17 protein-coding genes are annotated in these 16,971 nt (G+C 63.2%); 9 read left to right on the forward strand and 8 right to left on the reverse strand.

What is annotated here, in order from left to right; genetic code table 11:
* Positions 1-26: 26 nt before the first annotated feature.
* Positions 27-290: a DUF1652 domain-containing protein gene (locus AC07R1_RS05230; RefSeq protein ID WP_011061382.1), complete on the reverse strand. Its 264-nt coding sequence runs from the start codon at positions 288-290 to the stop codon at positions 27-29.
* 517 nt (positions 291-807) lie between these two features.
* On the opposite strand from AC07R1_RS05230, the gene eco reads away from it, so the two are divergent.
* Together eco and AC07R1_RS05240 are read left to right on the forward strand one after the other, a co-directional pair.
* On the forward strand, positions 808-1,284 hold the full coding sequence (gene eco, locus AC07R1_RS05235; RefSeq protein ID WP_015635680.1) for a serine protease inhibitor ecotin: 477 nt from the start codon (positions 808-810) through the stop codon (positions 1,282-1,284).
* 27 nt (positions 1,285-1,311) lie between these two features.
* On the forward strand, positions 1,312-1,617 hold the full coding sequence (locus AC07R1_RS05240) for an NIPSNAP family protein (RefSeq protein WP_011061384.1): 306 nt from the start codon (positions 1,312-1,314) through the stop codon (positions 1,615-1,617).
* A 74-nt stretch (positions 1,618-1,691) separates the two neighbouring features.
* On the opposite strand, the gene ilvA is transcribed toward AC07R1_RS05240, so the two are convergent.
* A complete protein-coding gene (gene ilvA / locus AC07R1_RS05245; RefSeq protein ID WP_495110233.1) occupies positions 1,692-2,729 on the reverse strand; it encodes a threonine ammonia-lyase, biosynthetic in 1,038 nt (345 codons plus the stop codon).
* A gap of 294 nt (positions 2,730-3,023) precedes the next feature.
* Here ilvA and AC07R1_RS05250 point away from each other — a divergent pair, with 294 nt between their 5' ends.
* Both AC07R1_RS05250 and map read left to right on the forward strand, forming a co-directional pair.
* Positions 3,024-3,224: a ParD-like family protein gene (locus AC07R1_RS05250; protein WP_011061386.1), complete on the forward strand. Its 201-nt coding sequence runs from the start codon at positions 3,024-3,026 to the stop codon at positions 3,222-3,224.
* Positions 3,221-3,985 carry a type I methionyl aminopeptidase gene (gene map / locus AC07R1_RS05255; RefSeq protein ID WP_011061387.1) on the forward strand — a complete coding sequence of 255 codons (765 nt, stop codon included), beginning with the start codon at positions 3,221-3,223 and terminating at the stop codon, positions 3,983-3,985. Before AC07R1_RS05250 ends, map begins: the two co-directional genes overlap by 4 nt.
* 6 nt (positions 3,986-3,991) lie before the next feature.
* Here map and AC07R1_RS05260 read toward each other — a convergent pair whose 3' ends face one another.
* The gene (locus AC07R1_RS05260; RefSeq protein ID WP_015635682.1) at positions 3,992-5,578 is read right to left on the reverse strand and encodes a RimK family alpha-L-glutamate ligase; all 1,587 of its coding nucleotides are present in this window, start codon (positions 5,576-5,578) and stop codon (positions 3,992-3,994) included.
* 93 nt (positions 5,579-5,671) lie between these two features.
* Between AC07R1_RS05260 and AC07R1_RS05265 the strand changes: the two genes are divergently transcribed.
* The gene (locus AC07R1_RS05265) at positions 5,672-6,778 is read left to right on the forward strand and encodes a GNAT family N-acetyltransferase/peptidase C39 family protein (RefSeq protein ID WP_015635683.1); all 1,107 of its coding nucleotides are present in this window, start codon (positions 5,672-5,674) and stop codon (positions 6,776-6,778) included.
* A 71-nt stretch (positions 6,779-6,849) separates the two neighbouring features.
* Here AC07R1_RS05265 and AC07R1_RS05270 read toward each other — a convergent pair whose 3' ends face one another.
* The 3 genes from AC07R1_RS05270 to lpxO form a co-directional block, all read right to left on the reverse strand.
* Positions 6,850-8,001 carry a PQQ-dependent sugar dehydrogenase gene (locus AC07R1_RS05270; RefSeq protein ID WP_065364102.1) on the reverse strand — a complete coding sequence of 384 codons (1,152 nt, stop codon included), beginning with the start codon at positions 7,999-8,001 and terminating at the stop codon, positions 6,850-6,852.
* 77 nt (positions 8,002-8,078) lie between these two features.
* The gene (locus AC07R1_RS05275; RefSeq protein ID WP_053158643.1) at positions 8,079-8,447 is read right to left on the reverse strand and encodes a hypothetical protein; all 369 of its coding nucleotides are present in this window, start codon (positions 8,445-8,447) and stop codon (positions 8,079-8,081) included.
* A gap of 222 nt (positions 8,448-8,669) precedes the next feature.
* On the reverse strand, positions 8,670-9,569 hold the full coding sequence (lpxO, locus tag AC07R1_RS05280) for a lipid A hydroxylase LpxO (protein WP_011061392.1): 900 nt from the start codon (positions 9,567-9,569) through the stop codon (positions 8,670-8,672).
* 359 nt (positions 9,570-9,928) lie between these two features.
* Between lpxO and AC07R1_RS05285 the strand changes: the two genes are divergently transcribed.
* The 3 genes from AC07R1_RS05285 (at position 9,929) to AC07R1_RS05295 (ending at position 14,018) form a co-directional block, all read left to right on the forward strand.
* A complete protein-coding gene (locus tag AC07R1_RS05285; RefSeq protein ID WP_495110234.1) occupies positions 9,929-10,663 on the forward strand; it encodes an alpha/beta fold hydrolase in 735 nt (244 codons plus the stop codon).
* A gap of 249 nt (positions 10,664-10,912) precedes the next feature.
* Positions 10,913-12,499, forward strand: coding sequence for an ABC-F family ATPase (locus tag AC07R1_RS05290; RefSeq protein WP_011061394.1), 1,587 nt, complete (start codon positions 10,913-10,915; stop codon positions 12,497-12,499).
* 331 nt (positions 12,500-12,830) lie between these two features.
* Positions 12,831-14,018: an MFS transporter gene (locus tag AC07R1_RS05295; protein ID WP_368994738.1), complete on the forward strand. Its 1,188-nt coding sequence runs from the start codon at positions 12,831-12,833 to the stop codon at positions 14,016-14,018.
* A 1-nt stretch (position 14,019) separates the two neighbouring features.
* Here the strand turns inward: AC07R1_RS05295 and AC07R1_RS05300 are convergent, their stop codons facing one another.
* Complete coding sequence (locus AC07R1_RS05300) at positions 14,020-15,057, reverse strand: alpha/beta hydrolase family protein (protein ID WP_236203739.1); 1,038 nt, start codon at positions 15,055-15,057, stop codon at positions 14,020-14,022.
* A gap of 254 nt (positions 15,058-15,311) precedes the next feature.
* Positions 15,312-15,923, reverse strand: a complete 612-nt coding sequence (locus AC07R1_RS05305) for an FMN-dependent NADH-azoreductase (RefSeq protein WP_011061397.1) — start codon at positions 15,921-15,923, stop codon at positions 15,312-15,314.
* A gap of 133 nt (positions 15,924-16,056) precedes the next feature.
* Between AC07R1_RS05305 and AC07R1_RS05310 the strand changes: the two genes are divergently transcribed.
* Positions 16,057-16,965 (forward strand): LysR substrate-binding domain-containing protein, encoded by a 909-nt coding sequence (locus tag AC07R1_RS05310; protein ID WP_495110235.1) that lies wholly within the window; start codon positions 16,057-16,059, stop codon positions 16,963-16,965.
* Positions 16,966-16,971 lie beyond the last annotated feature (6 nt).

The raw sequence follows: 16,971 nt of genomic DNA on the forward strand, positions 1-16,971 counted from the left end.
GTTGAATTCCCTACTCCCGAAGGCGCCTAGAATGCACGCCGCAGAGGGGCAACCTGGCGAGGGTTGTGCGCCAGGTCGTAGCGCAATTCGGCAATCAGCTCGTTGATTTCCCGACAGCCGTTGAGCTGCGAGGCGTCGATGCCGGTAACCACCAGGTCGACCCGGTCGGTTTGATGGTCGCCGAAGACCTTCACGGTCATCGACAGGTCGGGGCTTAGGGTGCATTGGCAGCGTTTGGGCAGAAAGCTGCTTTCAATGATATTTCGCAGTTCAAGGGCAGATAGAAACATGGCGACTCTCTCCTTTGTTCGAGACGGCCAATCAATAGGCAAACAACCTGACAACAATGACGTCCGTGTTCGGTAGTGATCCGGGCCCGGTCTTGATCCTTGCAGACGGAGCCAAGCTACAGACTAAGCCGCTTTCCCGAGGCTGCTAAATTCGATTTCGCTCTGAGCACCGGGGTTTTTCGCTTGGTTGGCTGCCAGCCCATACCGGCCGCCGGCCTATCCCTCCATTTGCGTGCAACTGGTCTTGTTTCAAGGTTTTGCTCAATCGCGGGCCTGATTGATAAAGCAGCAGGAAACGTGCCTGGCCGGCAGCGCCACAGGGCCCTGCGAAATCGGCATGCGGCGCACGAGCAGCCGTGCAAAGTGCAAGAAAGCAGGCAGTTGGCCTTGCAAAATGCCCTGCTACCCAGGACGTTTGCATTGCGCCTCGGGCGCCGGTCAGAATGCCCGAGCCGGACTTTCCCCAAGGCGCCCACTCAAACGGGTGTATCGCGCTTTCAATCAGCCAGGAGGCTTCATGCGTCTGCTCCCCCTTGCCAGCGTCACCCTGCTTTCGGCTCTCTGCGCCCAGGCCTTTGCCGCCAAGCTCGAAGACACCGCGCCCTACCCCAAGGCCGAAGACGGCTTCACCCGCCAGGTCATCCACCTGCCCAAGCAACAGCACGAAGACCGCTACAAGGTCGAGATCCTCGCCGGCAAGACCCTCACCGTGGACTGCAACCTGCAGCGCCTGGGCGGCAAGCTGCTAGAGAAGAACCTCGAAGGCTGGGGTTATCCCTACTACCGCCTGGACCAGGTCAGCGGCCCGATAAGTACGCGGATGGCCTGCCCCGACGGCAAGACCCGCGAGGATTTCGTCCCGGTGACCGGTGACGGCTTCGTCTTGCGCTACAACAGCAAGCTGCCGATCGTGATCTACGCGCCCAAGGACGTGGAAGTGCGCTACCGCCTGTGGAGCGCCGCGGACAAGACAGAAAACGCCCGCCAGGAATAAGCCATCCCCCCAGCCGGAGTGCCTCCCTTGATTACCTGCCATGTCAAATACGTGATCGACCCCTACCAACTGGCCGAGTTCGAAGCCTACTCCAAGGCCTGGATCGCGGTGGTGAGGCGGCTGGGCGGCACCCACCACGGCTATTTCCTGCCCTCCGAAGGTGCCAGCAACATCGCCTACTGCCTGTTCAGCTTTCCTTCCCTGGCGGACTACGAAGCCTACCGCCAGAGCGCCCTCAGTGACCCGGAAAGCGTGGCCCTGGTAGCGGCGGTGGTGCAAAAGCGCTTCATCCTCAGCTACGAACGCAGCTTCATGCGCCCTCTGCTGTCGTAGGAGCCGGCTTGCCGGCGAATGGGCCCTTGAGGCCTGCATCGCTGTGCAGGACGCCTTCGCTGGCAGGTCTGTTCCTACAAGGCGGCGTTGCTCAGGGCGGCGCGTTCGGCGACGTGGCGCAAGCTGTCAAAGTTGATGTTGGCGCCCGAGTCGATCGCCACCAGGGTCTGGTCGCGGACGCCGCTTTGCGCCACGTATTCCTTGATGCCCGCCACCGCCAGGGCGCCCGAGGGTTCGGTGATGGAGCGGGTATCGTCGTAGATGTCCTTGATCGCCGCACACAGCTGGTCGTTGCTGACGCTGATCACTTGATCCACGTGATGCCGGCAGATCTGGAAACCATGCTCACCGATCTGCGCCACCGCAACACCGTCGGCAAAGGTTCCCACTTCAGGCAGCACCACCCGCTGCCCTGCCGCCAGGGCCTGTTGCAGACAGTTGGATTGTTCGGACTCGACACCAACGATGCGGATCTGTGGCCGTAGGTATTTGACATAGGCGGCGATCCCGGCGATCAGCCCGCCACCGCCGACCGGAACGAAGATCGCGTCCAGTTCGCCCTGCTGCTGGCGCAGGATCTCCATGGCCACGGTGCCTTGCCCGGCAATCACATGGGGATCATCAAAGGGTGAAACAAAGGTACTGTCGGTGCGTTGGGCCAGATCCAGGGCATGCTCCAGGGCGAAGGGAAAGCTCTGGCCATGCAGGATCGCCTCGGCGCCGCGGCTGCGCACCCCCAGCACCTTGAGTTCCGGGGTGCTGGCGGGCATCACGATGCTTGCCTTGATCCCCAGCTCCCGCGCCGCCAGCGCCACGCCCTGGGCATGATTGCCGGCGGACGCGGTGACCACTCCGCGCAGCTTCTGCTCCGGGGTGAGGTGCGCCAGGCGGTTGTAGGCGCCACGGATCTTGAAGGAAAAGGTCGGTTGCAGGTCTTCGCGCTTGAGCAGGATCTGATTGCCCAGCCGCTCGGACAGCGCCGGCGCCGCCTGCAAAGGCGTACGGATCGCCAGGTCGTAGACCGGCGCCGCAAGAATCATCTTCACGTAGCGCTCCAGCAACGCCATGTCGGCACTGGGCTGGGGGGTAGCAGGACGGCTGGGGCGACTCATGGTGGATCTCCTGGCTGTGTACGAAGCCCGGGAGACAGAGAGAAAAAACCCGCCTCCAGGGCGGGTTGGGTGCAGTCGTCAGCAAGCCCGCCAATAAGGAATGGCGGTAATAATGCTTGGCTGGGAACGATATGCAGGGAAAGTCATGGGCTGGAAATTACTCGCGCCAGCAGGGTCCGGTCAACGCTTTTTTCCCGGCCTCCTTGAACGGCGACGTCTGTCATTGGGCACCGTGGCTTGAAGCTCAATATACGAAACATATATGATTCGTATATTTCCTCAAGGGAGGCCCCCATGGGCATCGTCAAGATCTCCGATGAACTGCACGAGCAGATCCGCGTGGCCAGCGCCGCCATGGACCGCTCGATCAATGCCCAGGCCGAGTTCTGGATGAAGATCGGCCTGCTGGCCGAACTCAACCCTCACCTGGCCTACAACGACCTGATCAACAAGCTGTTGCTGAACAAGCCCGACCTGCTCAGGGGGCGCGCATGACCCAGGCCCTGATCAAGACCCCGGAACAACTGGCGCTGATGCGCGAAGCCGGGCGGCTGCTGGCCCAGGTGTTCACCTATCTCGACGGTTTTGTCGCCCCCGGCCTTTCCACCCTGGAGCTGGACGCCGCGGTGGAACACCTGATCCGCCATGAACTCAAGGCGCGCCCGGCCAGCAAGGGCCAGTACAACTACCCCTACTGCATCAACACCTCGATCAACGAGGTGGTGTGCCACGGCATGCCCCACCCCAAGGCCGTGCTCAAGGACGGTGACATCATCAATATCGACATCACCCTGGAGAAGAACGGCTACATCGCCGACTCCAGCAAGATGTACCTGATCGGCACCGTCGGGCCCAAGGCCCGGCGCCTGGTGGACACCACCTTCGAGGCCATGTGGGCGGCGATCAAGGTGGTGCGCCCCGGCGCCCGGCTGGGCGATATCGGCCATGCCATCCAGGCCCATGCCGAAGCCAAGGGCTACAGCGTGGTCCGTGAATACTGCGGCCATGGCATCGGCCGGCAGATGCACGAAGAGCCGCAAATCCTCCACTTCGGTCGTCCCGGTACCGGCCTGGAGCTGCGCGAGGGCATGGTCTTCACCATCGAGCCGATGCTCAACCAGGGCAGCGCCCGGGTCCGCGGGCTCAAGGATGGCTGGACCGTGGTCACCCGCGACAACGGCCTCTCGGCCCAGTGGGAACACACGGTGGCGGTGACCCGGGACGGCTTCGAGGTGCTGACCCTGCAACCGCAATGAAGGCCCCTACCAGGCCTGGCCGCGCCGCTTGAGCTCCAGGCGGCGGACAAACTCCTCCAGCACCAGGGCATAGAGATCGTCCTGCAGGTAGGCATCCTCGATGCCGGCGTCGAGGTTGGGGTTGTCGTTGACCTCGATCACCACCACCTTGTCGCCGGACTGCTTGAGATCGACGCCGTACAGGCCGTCGCCGATCAGGTTGGCGGTCTTCACCGCCAGATCCACCACCGCCCGGGGCGCTTCGTGGATCGCCAGGGTGCGGCACTCGCCGTTGATGTCCTGGCCCTTGGCCTTGTGGTTGTAGATCTGCCAATGGCCCTTGGACATGAAGTACTGGCAGGCAAAGATCGGTTTGCGGTTGAGCACGCCGATGCGCCAGTCGTACTCGGTGTAGAAGAACTCCTGGGCCAGCAGCAGTACCGAGTGCTCGAACAGCTCGGCGGTGGCTTCCATCAAGGCCTGCTGGCTCTCGACCTTGATCACTCCGCGGGAAAAACAGCCGTCGGGGATCTTCAGCACCAGGGGAAAACCCAGGCGCTCGCCGACCCGTTCGAAATCCTGCGGTCGCTCCTTGTAGAGAATCTCGGTGGCGGGCATGCCCAGTTGATGGCCCTTGAGCAGGTCGCTGAGGTAGACCTTGTTGGTGCAGCGCAGGATCGACGCCGGGTCGTCCATCACCACCAGCCCTTCGCTCTCGGCCTTCTTGGCAAAACGATAGGTGTGGTTGTCGACGCTGGTGGTCTCGCGGATCAGCAGCGCGTCATATTCGGCCAGCCGCGAATAGTCCTTCTTCTCGATCAGTTCCACATCGATGCCCAGGCCCTTGCCCACGCGAATGAAACTCTCCAGCGCCCGAGGGTTGGAAGGCGGCAGCAGTTCCTGGGGATCATGGAGAATGGCCAAGTCATAACGGGCCACTTGCCGGGAGCGCGGAACCCGCCAGACCTTGCGGCTGAAACTGTCCAGGGAGTTGGCGAACTGATCTTCCTGATCTTCGCGCAACTTATGCAGCGCCCCCGACTTGACGCCTTCGATGTGCCAACTGTTAGTTCGCTTGAAATCAACTAACAGGATCGGACAAGGGAAGAGTTCAAACAATTGCCGAGCCAATTCCTGCAAGGGCTCTATATGAGTTCGACCGAAGTACAGGGTCAGCGTAAAGCCTTCGGTATCGCGGTAAAGATGATTGCTCAGGGCCTTTTCCAGGCTCTTGTCGAGATCATCCAGGGCCAACCCGTAAAGCGCCTTGCGGGTCAGTTCGCTGATGGTGCGTACCGAGGGAATCACCCGGTGGCCGCGGGCTTCAGCCAATAGCGAGCAATAGTAGCCATGCCCCAGGTACTTGTAGCTGCGGCACAGGTTGATCACCTGGACGCGCTTGCCGGGCGCGCTTTCGCGACTGTGCTCGAGGTACTCCTGGGCCGTGAGGATGTCGTCGCTGGGAAAGTACGAGGCCCAGTCTTCCTTGCGTTCGACAATAATGATTACCTGGCTTGAGGTTTTGTCCAGCCGGGCAATATTAGTTGAGGAAGTGATTGTCGCCGGCAAACTTTGCCCGGATACTTCTCGCCAATGACCTTGTACCGCTGACATAAAGTTCGCTCTCGCTGAAGAACCTGACCCTTTCTATTAAGCACGAACTTTTTTTGAAGTCTCGTTTCATTACGCAACTTTTACGGCGGTCATATGGATCTTGTCTTTCGCACTGCAACCCTTGAGGACTTGCCGGCGCTGGTGGCGCTGGAAGAACAATGTTTCACCAGCGACCGGCTGACCCCGCGCAGCTTCCAGTGGATGATCAGCCGCGCCCATGGGCAGCTGCTGGTGGCCGAACAGCAGGCGCAGGTGCTGGGGTATGCCCTGGTGCTGTTTCATCGCGGCACCTCCCTGGCGCGCCTGTATTCCCTGGCCATCGCCGAAAGCGCCCGGGGCCTGGGGCTGGGCAAGCGCCTGCTGCAACGCATGGAGGCCTGTGCCCTGGCCCATGATTGCGCCTACCTGCGCCTGGAGGTACGCACCGACAACCCTGCGGCCATCGCCTTGTACGAGCGCAACGGCTACCGACGTTTCGCCCTGGTCCCCGACTATTACCAGGACCACGCCGACGCCCTGCGCCTGGAAAAACGCATTCTCCAGCACCGCGAGACCCGCAGCATCCGCGTGCCCTATTACCAACAGACCACCGACTTCACCTGCGGCCCCGCCTGCCTGCTGATGGCCATGGGCGCCCTGCAACCTTCACGGCCCCTGGAGCGTCGGGAGGAACTGCAGATCTGGCGTGAAGCCACCACCGTCTTCATGACCTCGGGCCATGGTGGCTGCAGCCCCCAGGGCCTGGCCCTGGCGGCCTGGCGCCGCGGTTTTGCCGTGCGCTTGCAGGTCAACAGCAGCGGGCCGCTGTTTCTCAACGGCGTGCGCGACGAACATAAAAAGGACGTCATGCGCCTGGTCCACGATGAGTTCTGCAAGGAACTGGATGCCAGCGAAGTGCAGCAGGTGCTCGGCGGGCCGCTGGACCTGCCCGGCCTGTTGCGTGAAGGCGGCCAGCCCCTGGTGCTGATCAGCAGCTATCGCCTGACCCGCTCCAAGGCGCCGCACTGGGTGATAGTCACCGACTGCGACCAGGACTTCGTCTACCTCCACGACCCGGATGTCGACCACAGCCAGCACCGCCAGCCCCTGGACTGCCAGCACCTGCCGGTGAGTCACGGCGAGTTCGCCAAGATGTGCAGCTTCGGCAGCAGCAAACTGCGCGCCGCGGTGATCCTCTTCCCCGCGCGCGCCCACCCGTAGGAGCCGGCTTGCCGGCGAAAAGGCCCGCAGCCTTGCGCGGCCCCTGCCAGCGCCTGCAAGGGAGCCCGGGGCTATTGCAGGCCGACTTTGTACAGCGTGCCCTGGTCCTCGTCGGTGAGGATGTAGAGGTAGCCGTCCGGGCCCTGGCGCACATCACGAATACGCGCCTTGAGCCCGCCCAGCAGGCGTTCCTCGTGCTCGACCCGATCACCGTTGAACTGCAGCCGGATCAGCTCCTGGCTGGCCAGGGCGCCAATGAACACGTTGTGCTGCCAGGGCTTGAAGCGGTCGCTGTCATAGAAGGCCATGCCGCTGATGCCGGGGGACTTCTCCCACACATGGTGCGGCGCCACGGTGCCGGGCGCGGTCTGGCCCACGGCCTCGGGGATCGGCTGGCCGGAATAGTTGATGCCGTGGGTCGCCAGAGGCCAGCCGTAGTTCTTGCCGCGCTCGATGATATTGATCTCGTCGCCACCCTTGGGCCCGTGTTCGTTCTCCCAGAGGGTGCCGCTCCAGGGGTTGAGCGCCGCCCCCTGGGGGTTGCGGTGGCCGTAGCTCCAGATCTCCGGGCGCACCCCGGCCTGGCCGACGAAAGGGTTGTCATCCGGCACCCGACCATCCGGGTACAGGCGCACGATCTTGCCCTGGAGCTTGTCCAGGTCCTGGGCGGTGGGCCGGTCGTTGTTTTCACCCAGGGTCACGAACAGGTAGCCGTCGCGGTCGAACACCAGCCGCGAACCGAAGTGATTGCCCGTGGACAGCTTGGGTTCCTGCCGGAAGATCACCTGGAAATCCTTGAGCCCGCTCAGGTCATCGCTCAAACGGCCACGGCCCACGGCGGTGCCGGCAGTCCCGCCCGCGCCGCCACCTTCGGCATAGGACAGATACACCATGCGGTCCTGCTTGAAGTCCGGCGACAGCGCCACATCCAGCAAGCCGCCCTGGCCCTTGGCCCAGACCTTGGGCACCCCGCTCAGGGGCGCCGAAAGCTTGCCGTCCGCGCCGACCAGCCGCAGGTTGCCCGGGCGCTCGGTCACCAGAATGCCCTGGCGGTCCGGCAGGAATGCCAGGGCCCAGGGATGGTCAAGGCCGGCAGCCACCGGAGTCAGGTTCAGCGTGCCCTGTTCACTGGGAAAAGCCTGGGGTGTGGCGGCCATGGCGGGCACGGCACTGCCCAGCAAGACGCTGGAGCACAAGGTGGCGATAAGGGTTTTACGCAACATGCTCGCTTCCTTTTGTCGATCGAGAAAATCCTCGGTAGCAGGTTTCGCACCTGCCGCCGGGGTGGCAGGACAGTGCTTCAGCGCCGGTTGCCGGGATCGCTGTCGCGGGGGCTTTGCACCCGGGGATCAGGGTTGGGTCGCTGCACCCCGCCACGCGGGTAGCCATTGCCGATGCCACCGTTCTCAAGGGTTGGCGGGCGACCGGTCGGAGCGGTGCTGGGGCCGCGCACGGGCGGGCTGCTGGGCTGGGTGCCCTGCATGCTGTTGGGGTTGGCGCGACGGATGGGGTTGCTGTAGGGGTCGTTGTTGCCGCTGCTGGGCAGGTTCTGCGCCAATTGCAGAGGGTGTTGATGGGTGGGAGGTGCTTCAGGGGCGCCAGCCCAGGCGGCGCCGCTGGTCCAGACCAGCGCGATGAGTGCGGCAAACCCGCGAGCCAGACCGTTCATGAAAAGCCTCCTGAGGAGCGACAAGGTATCGAATTCGATTCCACGCTACGCCCAGGGTTCGGCTTTGTTAACTAAATAATCCTTCAGAACATGTAACACCCGGTATCCACGGTGCCTTCATCTGCAAGCGCTGGCTGGCCTGCGAACGGGCCCTTTGGCCATGCCTCTGGCTCAAGGATACGTTCGCCGGCAAGCCCGCTCCTACACCGCGGGGGTGCAACGTCAGATATAGATGAACAGCAACAGCAGTGCAGCGAAGATCGCCCACTTTTCCAGGTAGTAGCGCGTGCGGTTGCGCTTTTTCAGTTCTTTGCCCCGCAGGCGGATCTTGTACAGCTTGTTGAAGGCACGGTTCAGGCCACCCGTCTTGTCACCGGCATCGTTGGGCGCGCCGGCGGCGGACATCACGGTACGGCTGAACCAGCCATTGAACGCAGCGGCCCAGCGGTACTTCATCGGCCGCTCGACATCGCAGAACAGAATGATGCGGTTCTGCTCGGTGGTGTTTTCCGCGTAGTGAATGTAGGTCTCGTCGAACATCACCGCTTCGCCGTCGCGCCAGTGATAACGCTCACCGTCGACCTCGATGAAGCAGCCTTCGTTGTTCGGCGTGGAAAGACCCAAGTGGTAGCGATAGGAACCGGCATAAGGGTCGCGGTGACGAACCAGGCGCGAACCAGGCGGCAGCTCGGCGAACATCGCAGCCTTGATCGAACCGATACTCTGCACCAGCTCGGTGGTGCGTGGGCACAGCTTCATCGCCGAAGGGTGGCTGTCGCCGTACCACTTCAGGTAGAAGCGTTTCCAGCCGGTCTTGAAGAAGGAGTTGAAACCCACATCGTTGTACTGGTCCGAGCGCTTGATCTCGCCGGCCTGCAGCAGGCTCTGGCCTTCGGCACGGATCTCTTCCCAGTGTTCCTGCAGCTTGTTCATCTCCGGGAAGTCGGCCGGGTCCAGGTACGGCCGGTTGGGGTACTTGGAGAATAGATAGAGGAAGCAGTTGATGGGCGCCAGGAAGGTCGAGTGATCACTGAGCTGGCGGCCCAGTTTATGGCGCACGCGCCCCCGCAGGTGTACGTACGCAATGGATAAAACGTATACAGCGGCAATGATGAGTTTCACGGAAATCGTCACACGTCAGAAGAGAACATGCTGCGCCTCTGAAAGCCCGGAAGGCCAAAGGCAAATTGCAGCGTCTGAGTTGAAAAAAGCGTAACCGGCGACACTCTTCGTCGCAGGTTCGACCCTCGGCATCTGGCCGTCGGCTGGCATTTTAGCCACAGTTTGTAACCAATGGTTAACTCATATTTGTTAAAAGCTGCGCTCCTTTCGTTGAAAGATGCGGGTATTGCGCCGGCTGTTGATTCAGCTCAACAAAAGCCGCTCGGTGCCGGTAGCGACCCGCAAGGGACTGTGTTGCCGGGCCTTGCCGAGGTATCCTGCGCGCCGCTGCCCTCTCCTCTTCGGCAAGGATTCCCGACTTGATCGACCCCAATCTCCCGCCAACCCTGGTGCTGCTGCCGGGCATGGATGGCACCGGCACCCTGTTCGAACCGCTGCTCCAGGCCTTGGACCAGCATTGGCCGGTACAGGTCTTGCATTATCCCGGCGATCAGCCCCTGGGCTACCCGGCCCTAGTGGAGCGGGTGATGGCGCAATTGCCGGCGAACCGGCGATTCATCCTGTTGGGCGAGTCCTTTTCCGGCCCGGTGGCGGTGAGCGTGGCCGCCCGCAATCCCGAAGGGCTGATGGGCCTGGTGCTGTGCAGCAGCTTTGTACGCAATCCGCGCCCGCGCCTTGCGCCTTTGCAGCCCCTGCTCAAGGTACTGCCGGTGCAGCGCCTGCCGTTCTGGCCCATGGATGCCCTGCTGCTGGGCGGTTTTTCCACCCCGGCACTGCGTCAGGCACTGGCGGCGGCGATCGCCCAGGTGGCGCCGCAGGTACTGCAGGCCCGGTTGCAGGCGGTGATCGCCGTGGATGTACGCCAGGCCCTGGCTGCCAGCCGGGTGCCGCTGCTGTACCTGCGGGCCCGCCAGGATCGCTTGGTGCCCCCATCGGCTTCGGCCATGGTCCGGCAACTGCGCAGCGACGCCCGGCTGGTGGAGATCGAGGCGCCCCACTGCCTGCTCCAGGCCGCGCCGGCCGCGGCAGCGGCGCAATTGCAGCACTTCCTGAACGACCTGCTGGAAGCGGCTGCCATGCCCGGCAGGGGTTGAGCATCGGCTGCCCGCGCTAAAATCCCTGCCCCTGTGTCATACAACTGCTCGTTTACATATGCGACAATGCGCGCAAATTTCAACATGCACCCCGCACTCTTCGCTCAGCAACCTGGCCTCTTGGCCGGAATGTTGCGCTCGACGTACGCCCGCTGGCTCAGTTCCACACCCATGCCGGTCCGACCTGGAAGGCTCCAGATCGCGCCCTGTGGATTTAAGGTCGGCGCTAAAACATTGGTAGGTAAGTAATTGATCTCCACAGCTAACATCACCATGCAGTTCGGCGCCAAGCCGCTGTTCGAGAACGTTTCGGTCAAGTTCAACGGCGGCAACCGCTACGGTCTGATCGGCGCCAACGGTTGCGGCAAGTCGACCTTCATGAAAATCCTCGGTGGCGACCTCGAGCCGTCCGGCGGCCAGGTCATGCTGGAACCGAACGTGCGCCTGGGCAAGCTGCGCCAGGACCAGTTCGCCTACGAAGAATTCACCGTGATCGACACCGTGATCATGGGCCACGAGGAGCTGTGGAAGGTCAAGGCCGAGCGCGATCGCATCTACTCGCTGCCGGAAATGACCGAAGAAGACGGCATGGCCGTGGCCGAGCTGGAAACCGAATTCGCCGAGATGGACGGCTACACCGCCGAGTCCCGCGCCGGTGAGCTGCTGCTGGGCCTGGGCATTCCCCTGGAACAGCATTTCGGCCCGATGACCGAAGTCGCGCCAGGCTGGAAACTGCGAGTTCTGCTGGCCCAGGCGCTGTTCTCCGATCCGGAAGTGCTGCTGCTGGACGAACCGACCAACCACCTGGACATCAACACCATCCGCTGGCTGGAAAACATCCTCACGGCGCGTAACAGCACCATGATCATCATTTCCCACGACCGGCACTTCCTCAACAGTGTCTGCACCCACATGGCCGACCTGGACTACGGCGAGCTGCGCCTGTTCCCGGGCAACTACGACGAATACATGATCGCCGCGACCCAGTCCCGCGAGCAGCTGCTGTCGGACAACGCCAAGAAGAAAGCCCAGATCGCCGAACTGCAGACCTTCGTCAGCCGCTTCTCGGCCAACGCCTCGAAAGCCAAGCAGGCCACGTCCCGGGCCAAGCAGATCGACAAGATCCAGCTGGCCGAAGTCAAGCCGTCGAGCCGCGTCAGCCCGTTCATCCGCTTCGAACAGACCAAGAAACTGCACCGCCAGGCGGTGACCCTGGAGCGCATGTCCAAGGGTTTCGACGGCAAGACCCTGTTCCAGAACTTCAGCTTCACCGTCGAGGCCGGCGAGCGCGTAGCGATCATCGGCCCCAACGGCATCGGCAAGACCACTCTGCTGCGCACCCTGGTGGGCGAGCTGACCCCGGACGCCGGCACAGTGAAGTGGACCGAAAGCGCGGAGCTGGGCTACTACGCCCAGGACCACGCCCATGACTTCGAAGACGACGTCAGCCTGTTCGACTGGATGGGCCAGTGGACCCAGGGCGAACAGATGATCCGCGGCACCCTGGGCCGGATGCTGTTCTCCAACGACGAGATCCTCAAGTCGGTGAAGGTGATTTCCGGTGGTGAGCAAGGCCGCATGCTGTTCGGCAAGCTGATCCTGCAAAAGCCCAACGTGCTGGTGATGGACGAACCGACCAACCACCTGGACATGGAATCCATCGAGGCGCTGAACCTGGCCCTGGAGAACTACCCGGGCACCCTGATCTTCGTCAGCCACGACCGTGAGTTCGTATCGTCCCTGGCCACCCGCATCATCGAGTTGAGCCCAAGCGGCGTGACCGACTTCAGCGGCACCTACGACGACTACCTGCGCAGCCAGGGCGTGATGTTCTAAAGACAGCGGCAAGCGGTAAGCGACAACAAAAAAGCCCCGTCCAGTGTGACGGGGCTTTTTTGTATGCCCCCTCGCTCGCAGGTGCCGGCTTGCCGACGAAAAGGCCCGCCAGCCTTGCATCGCCCAGCGGGCGCCTTCGCTGGCAAGCCAGTTCCGGCACGAACCCACAGGCCTCTGTAGGAGCCGGCTTGCCGGCGAACAGGCCCGCAAGACTTGCACCGCTCCTGCCAGCACCTACCGGGTGCGGGGAATAGATAGTTAGCCTGCTTTCTTTTATGTTCACGGCACGCGATGATGCAGGCCTCTAACCGCCGCCCGCGAACGAGCCTTCATGCCCGAGCCACAAACGCCCGCTCAAAGCTCCATGGCGATCACCCTGCAGATCGTCTCCATCGTCTTCTATACCTTTATCGCCTTCCTTTGCATCGGCCTGCCGATCGCGGTGTTGCCAGGTTATGTCCACGAACAGCTGGGCTTCAGCGCGGTGGTCGCCGGGCTGACCATTGGCGCGCAATACCTGGCCACCCTGCTCAGCCGGCCCATGGCCGGGCGCATGTCGGACACCGTGGGCACCAAGCGTTCGATCATCTACGGCTTGCTGGGGATTCTGCTCAGCGGGGTGCTGACCCTGGTTTCGGTGCTGCTCGTCCAGTGGCCGCTGCTGAGCCTTGCCGTGCTGCTGGGCGGGCGCCTGCTGCTGGGGGTGGCCCAGGGCCTGATCGGGGTCGGCACCATCAGTTGGTGCATGGGCCAGGTCGGCGCGGAGCACACCGCGCGGTCTATCTCCTGGAATGGCATTGCCTCCTACGGCGCTATCGCCATTGGTGCACCGTTGGGGGTGGTGATGGTCCAGCAATACGGTTTCGCCAGCCTCGGCATCGCCTTGTCGAGCCTGGCGATCCTGGCGTTGCTGCTGATCCGCAACAAACCCTCGGTGCCGGTGATTCGCGGTGAGCGCCTGCCGTTCTGGGCCGTGTTCGGGCGCATTGCGCCCTTTGGCGCCAGCCTGAGCCTGGCCTCCATCGGCTACGGCACCCTGACCACCTTCATCACCTTGTTCTACCTCAGCCGCGGCTGGACCGGCGCGGCCTATTGCCTGACGGTGTTCGGCGTGTGCTTTATCTTTTCGCGGCTGCTGTTCATCTCCTGCATCAGCCGTTTCGGCGGCTTTCGTTCGGCCATCGCCTGCATGTGCGTCGAAACCCTGGGCCTGGCCCTGCTGTGGCTGGCGCCCTCCACCGGCTGGGCCCTGGTGGGGGCCGGGTTGACCGGCTTCGGCCTGTCGCTGGTGTACCCGGCCCTGGGAGTGGAGGCCATCAAGCAAGTGCCCAACAGCAGCCGTGGCGCAGGTTTGAGCGCCTATGCGGTGTTTTTTGACCTGGCACTGGCCATCGCCGGGCCGTTGATGGGCGCGGTGGCGTTGAACCTGGGGTATTCGTGGATTTTCTTCTGCGCCGCCCTGCTCTCGCTGACCGGCCTGGGCCTGACCCTGATGCTCAAGCGCCGGGCCGGCGCCTGAGTCATTGATCGGCGGTCTGCATCCCGGCCCGGCTTGGCCGGCCCAGGGTATGGGCGAAGAAGTTGCCGGCTTCGAGAATCAGGTTGCGGTGGATGTCTTCACGGTCGACGCCGTCGGCATCGGTGCACAGCGCCGGCATCGCGGCCATCTGCTGTGCGGAACAAGGCGCCATGAACACGAAATGCCCGGCGCCGGCCAGCAGCTTGAAGTCCGGGGCCACCGGCAGTTTGCGCGCCAGGGCCGCGGCGTTCTTGTCCAGCGCCACCAACTGATCGCCATCACCACTGTAGAGCAGCACCGGCACATGCACCCCGGCCAGGGTCTGGCGGCCGAACTTGAGACTCAGGGGGGCCAGCAGCATCAAGGCATGCACCCGGGGGTCGGCCACCGGTTGCAGGTCGTCGCGGTCGACGATCAGTTCGCCCTGGGTGTTGCAGGCATCCCGGTCATTGGGGCGCTCCTGGCAGTAGCGCCGCAAGCGGTCCAGGTCCGGCGTGGCGCCGGAGAGAATCAACGCAGTCTCGCCACCGGCGGAATAGCCGATCACCCCCACCTGGTCGGCATTGACGAAGGGCGACAGCATCGGGTCGCCGAGGGTTGCGGTGATGGCTTCGGAAATCTGGATCGGCCGTCCGTACAGATTGCTCAGGGTACCCAGACGGCTGTGGTCCTTGGAGTTGTCGCCGGGGTGAATCACCGCCACCACGACAAAGCCCTTGCGTGCCAGAGAGGTGGCCAGGTCATGCAGGGCCAGAGGGGTGCCGGTGTTACCGTGGGACAGCATCAGCATCGGGAAGCGGCCGATGGCGATCTTGGCATCCCGCGAAGCCGCGATCTGATAGCCCTCAAGCTGGCTGCCGTGCTCGATACCGGTGGATGGGTAGAAGGCGATGGCGCGCATCGGTTGCCGGTCCAGGGGGTCGAGAAAACTCATCTCGTGAAAGCCCACGCTCCAGTGCGGATGCGGCCCAGGGGCGGCCTGCACCGAAAACAGGCTGCTGAGCAGGCAGATCAGTAACATTGCACAAAGACGTTTCATCGCACGCCCACCTTTGCCGCCGGATCGAGAAAGCCGTTCTCCCCTGCCATCCCTTGCCGCCAAGGCCTTGCAGCTGTACCACGCCGTAGCCAGGGATGCACAAGCCGGGAGCCTTGCTCCGTGTCTTGCATAACCCGGGCCAGAAACCCTGAACACCACAATAAAAAAACTCCGCACCCTGCCCACTTCATGCGGTGAGCAGAATACAGAGTTTAGTGGCCCTTGCCGTGCAGCAAAGGCTCTTTACACAAGCCTTACGCGGCAGCGAAGAGTTGCTGGCTGATCTGCGCCTGGGCGTCGCTCATGGCTTTGCTGCGTACTTCCTCGCCGTAGGCCAGGCCATGGGCGCGAACGAATTCGACATCGGTGATGCCGAAGAAGCCGAACAGCACTTTCAGGTAGTCCTCGTGAGCCACCCCAGTGGCCTGGCCCACGTGCAGGCCGCCGGAAGTGGAGACCACAATCACTTTCTTGCCGCCGCACAGGCCTTGCGGGCCGGCTTCGGTGTAGCGAAAGGTCTCGCCAGCCACGGCGATGCGGTCGATCCAGGCCTTGAGTTGGGTGGGAATGGTGAAGTTGTACATCGGCGCGGCGACTACCACGGTATCGGCAGCCTTGAATTCGGCCAGGGCCTGAGCGCTGAGCTGGGCCTCATGCTTCTGCGCGGCGTCACGCAGCTCCGCGGCGGTACCGGCAGCCACCAGGGTGGCGGCGGAGAAGTGGCTGATGGCGTCATTGGCCAGGTCGCGGTAGGTCACCACGGTGGCCGGATGAGCGGCTTTCCAGGCCTCGACCACACTGTGGCTGAGCTGACGGGAGGCCGAGTTGTCACCAAGAATGCTGGAATCGATATGCAAGAGTTTCATCTGGGATCTCCAAGTGAGGACCGCCACTGGGCGATCGGATGTGGGCAATCCTACAGATGAAACCAATAGCTGATTAGCTGGCATAAATGCGATAGTTCGTCCCATCAGCAGGACAATCGAGCGAAAAATCATCATGCAAGACCTCAACGACCTCTATTACTTCGCCAAGGTGGTGGAAGCCGGTGGCTTCGCCGCCGCCGGACGCCTGCTGGGCATTCCCAAATCGCGGCTGTCACGGCGTATCGCCGAGCTTGAAGAACGCCTCAACGCCCGGCTGCTGCAACGCACCACCCGGCAACTGAGCCTGACTGCCGTGGGCGAGCGTTACCTGCGGCACTGCCAGGCCATGCTGCTGGAAGCGGAGATGGCCGACGAAGCCGTGGCCAGCATGGCCAGCGAACCCCGGGGGCGCCTGCGGGTGTCGAGCCCGGTGGGCCTGGCCCACGAACTGCTGACACCGCTGGTCAGCAGCTTTCTGGAGAAGTACCCCCAGGTGCAGCTGGAAATGCTCCTGCTCAACCGCCGTGTCGACCTGATCAACGAGGGTGTGGACATCGCCCTGCGGGTGCGCGAGCTGGGCGACGAAGACCCGCTGCTGGTGACCCGGCGCCTGCGCCGGGCCCAGACGGCGATCGTGGCGACCCCAGACTTCCTCCGGCAGTACCCGGTGGAGCATCCGGAAGACCTGCGGCGCGTGCCGATTCTCGGCGCCCTGGAGGCCGACCGCCTGGTGCACCTGCGCCTGCTGGACCAGCAAGGCCAGGCCTGCGACCTGGCCCTGGAGGCACGCCTGGGCATCGACGACTTCATCGTGCGCCGTGCCTGTGCCCTCGCTGGCCAGGGCTGCACTGTGCTGCCCATGCTGTATTGCGAGGAGGAACTGGCCAGCGGCCAGTTGGTGCAGATGCTGCCGCAATGGTCATTGCCCGGCGGCTGGCTGCAGGCCGTGTATCCTCACCGCCGGGGTGTGATGCCGGCCGTGCGCGCCTGGATCGAGCACCTGAGTGAATCCTTCGAACGCTGCGGAGAACGACTGCTGTGAAAGCCC

The sequence above is a fragment of the Pseudomonas sp. GW821-FHT07F01 genome (assembly GCF_059418825.1).

Excerpts from the sequence above, each read along its gene's own strand:
- AC07R1_RS05265 (WP_015635683.1), top strand. The coding sequence starts at position 5,672 with ATGGATCTTGTCTTTCGCACTGCAACCCTTGAGGACTTGCCGGCGCTG.
- AC07R1_RS05310 (WP_495110235.1), top strand. The coding sequence starts at position 16,057 with ATGCAAGACCTCAACGACCTCTATTACTTCGCCAAGGTGGTGGAAGCC.
- AC07R1_RS05260 (WP_015635682.1), bottom strand. The coding sequence starts at position 5,578 with ATGTCAGCGGTACAAGGTCATTGGCGAGAAGTATCCGGGCAAAGTTTG.
- AC07R1_RS05230 (WP_011061382.1), bottom strand. The coding sequence starts at position 290 with ATGTTTCTATCTGCCCTTGAACTGCGAAATATCATTGAAAGCAGCTTT.
- AC07R1_RS05270 (WP_065364102.1), bottom strand. The coding sequence starts at position 8,001 with ATGTTGCGTAAAACCCTTATCGCCACCTTGTGCTCCAGCGTCTTGCTG.
- ilvA (WP_495110233.1), bottom strand. The coding sequence starts at position 2,729 with ATGAGTCGCCCCAGCCGTCCTGCTACCCCCCAGCCCAGTGCCGACATG.
- eco (WP_015635680.1), top strand. The coding sequence starts at position 808 with ATGCGTCTGCTCCCCCTTGCCAGCGTCACCCTGCTTTCGGCTCTCTGC.
- map (WP_011061387.1), top strand. The coding sequence starts at position 3,221 with ATGACCCAGGCCCTGATCAAGACCCCGGAACAACTGGCGCTGATGCGC.
- AC07R1_RS05275 (WP_053158643.1), bottom strand. The coding sequence starts at position 8,447 with ATGAACGGTCTGGCTCGCGGGTTTGCCGCACTCATCGCGCTGGTCTGG.
- AC07R1_RS05295 (WP_368994738.1), top strand. The coding sequence starts at position 12,831 with ATGCCCGAGCCACAAACGCCCGCTCAAAGCTCCATGGCGATCACCCTG.
- AC07R1_RS05250 (WP_011061386.1), top strand. The coding sequence starts at position 3,024 with ATGGGCATCGTCAAGATCTCCGATGAACTGCACGAGCAGATCCGCGTG.
- AC07R1_RS05305 (WP_011061397.1), bottom strand. The coding sequence starts at position 15,923 with ATGAAACTCTTGCATATCGATTCCAGCATTCTTGGTGACAACTCGGCC.
- AC07R1_RS05300 (WP_236203739.1), bottom strand. The coding sequence starts at position 15,057 with ATGAAACGTCTTTGTGCAATGTTACTGATCTGCCTGCTCAGCAGCCTG.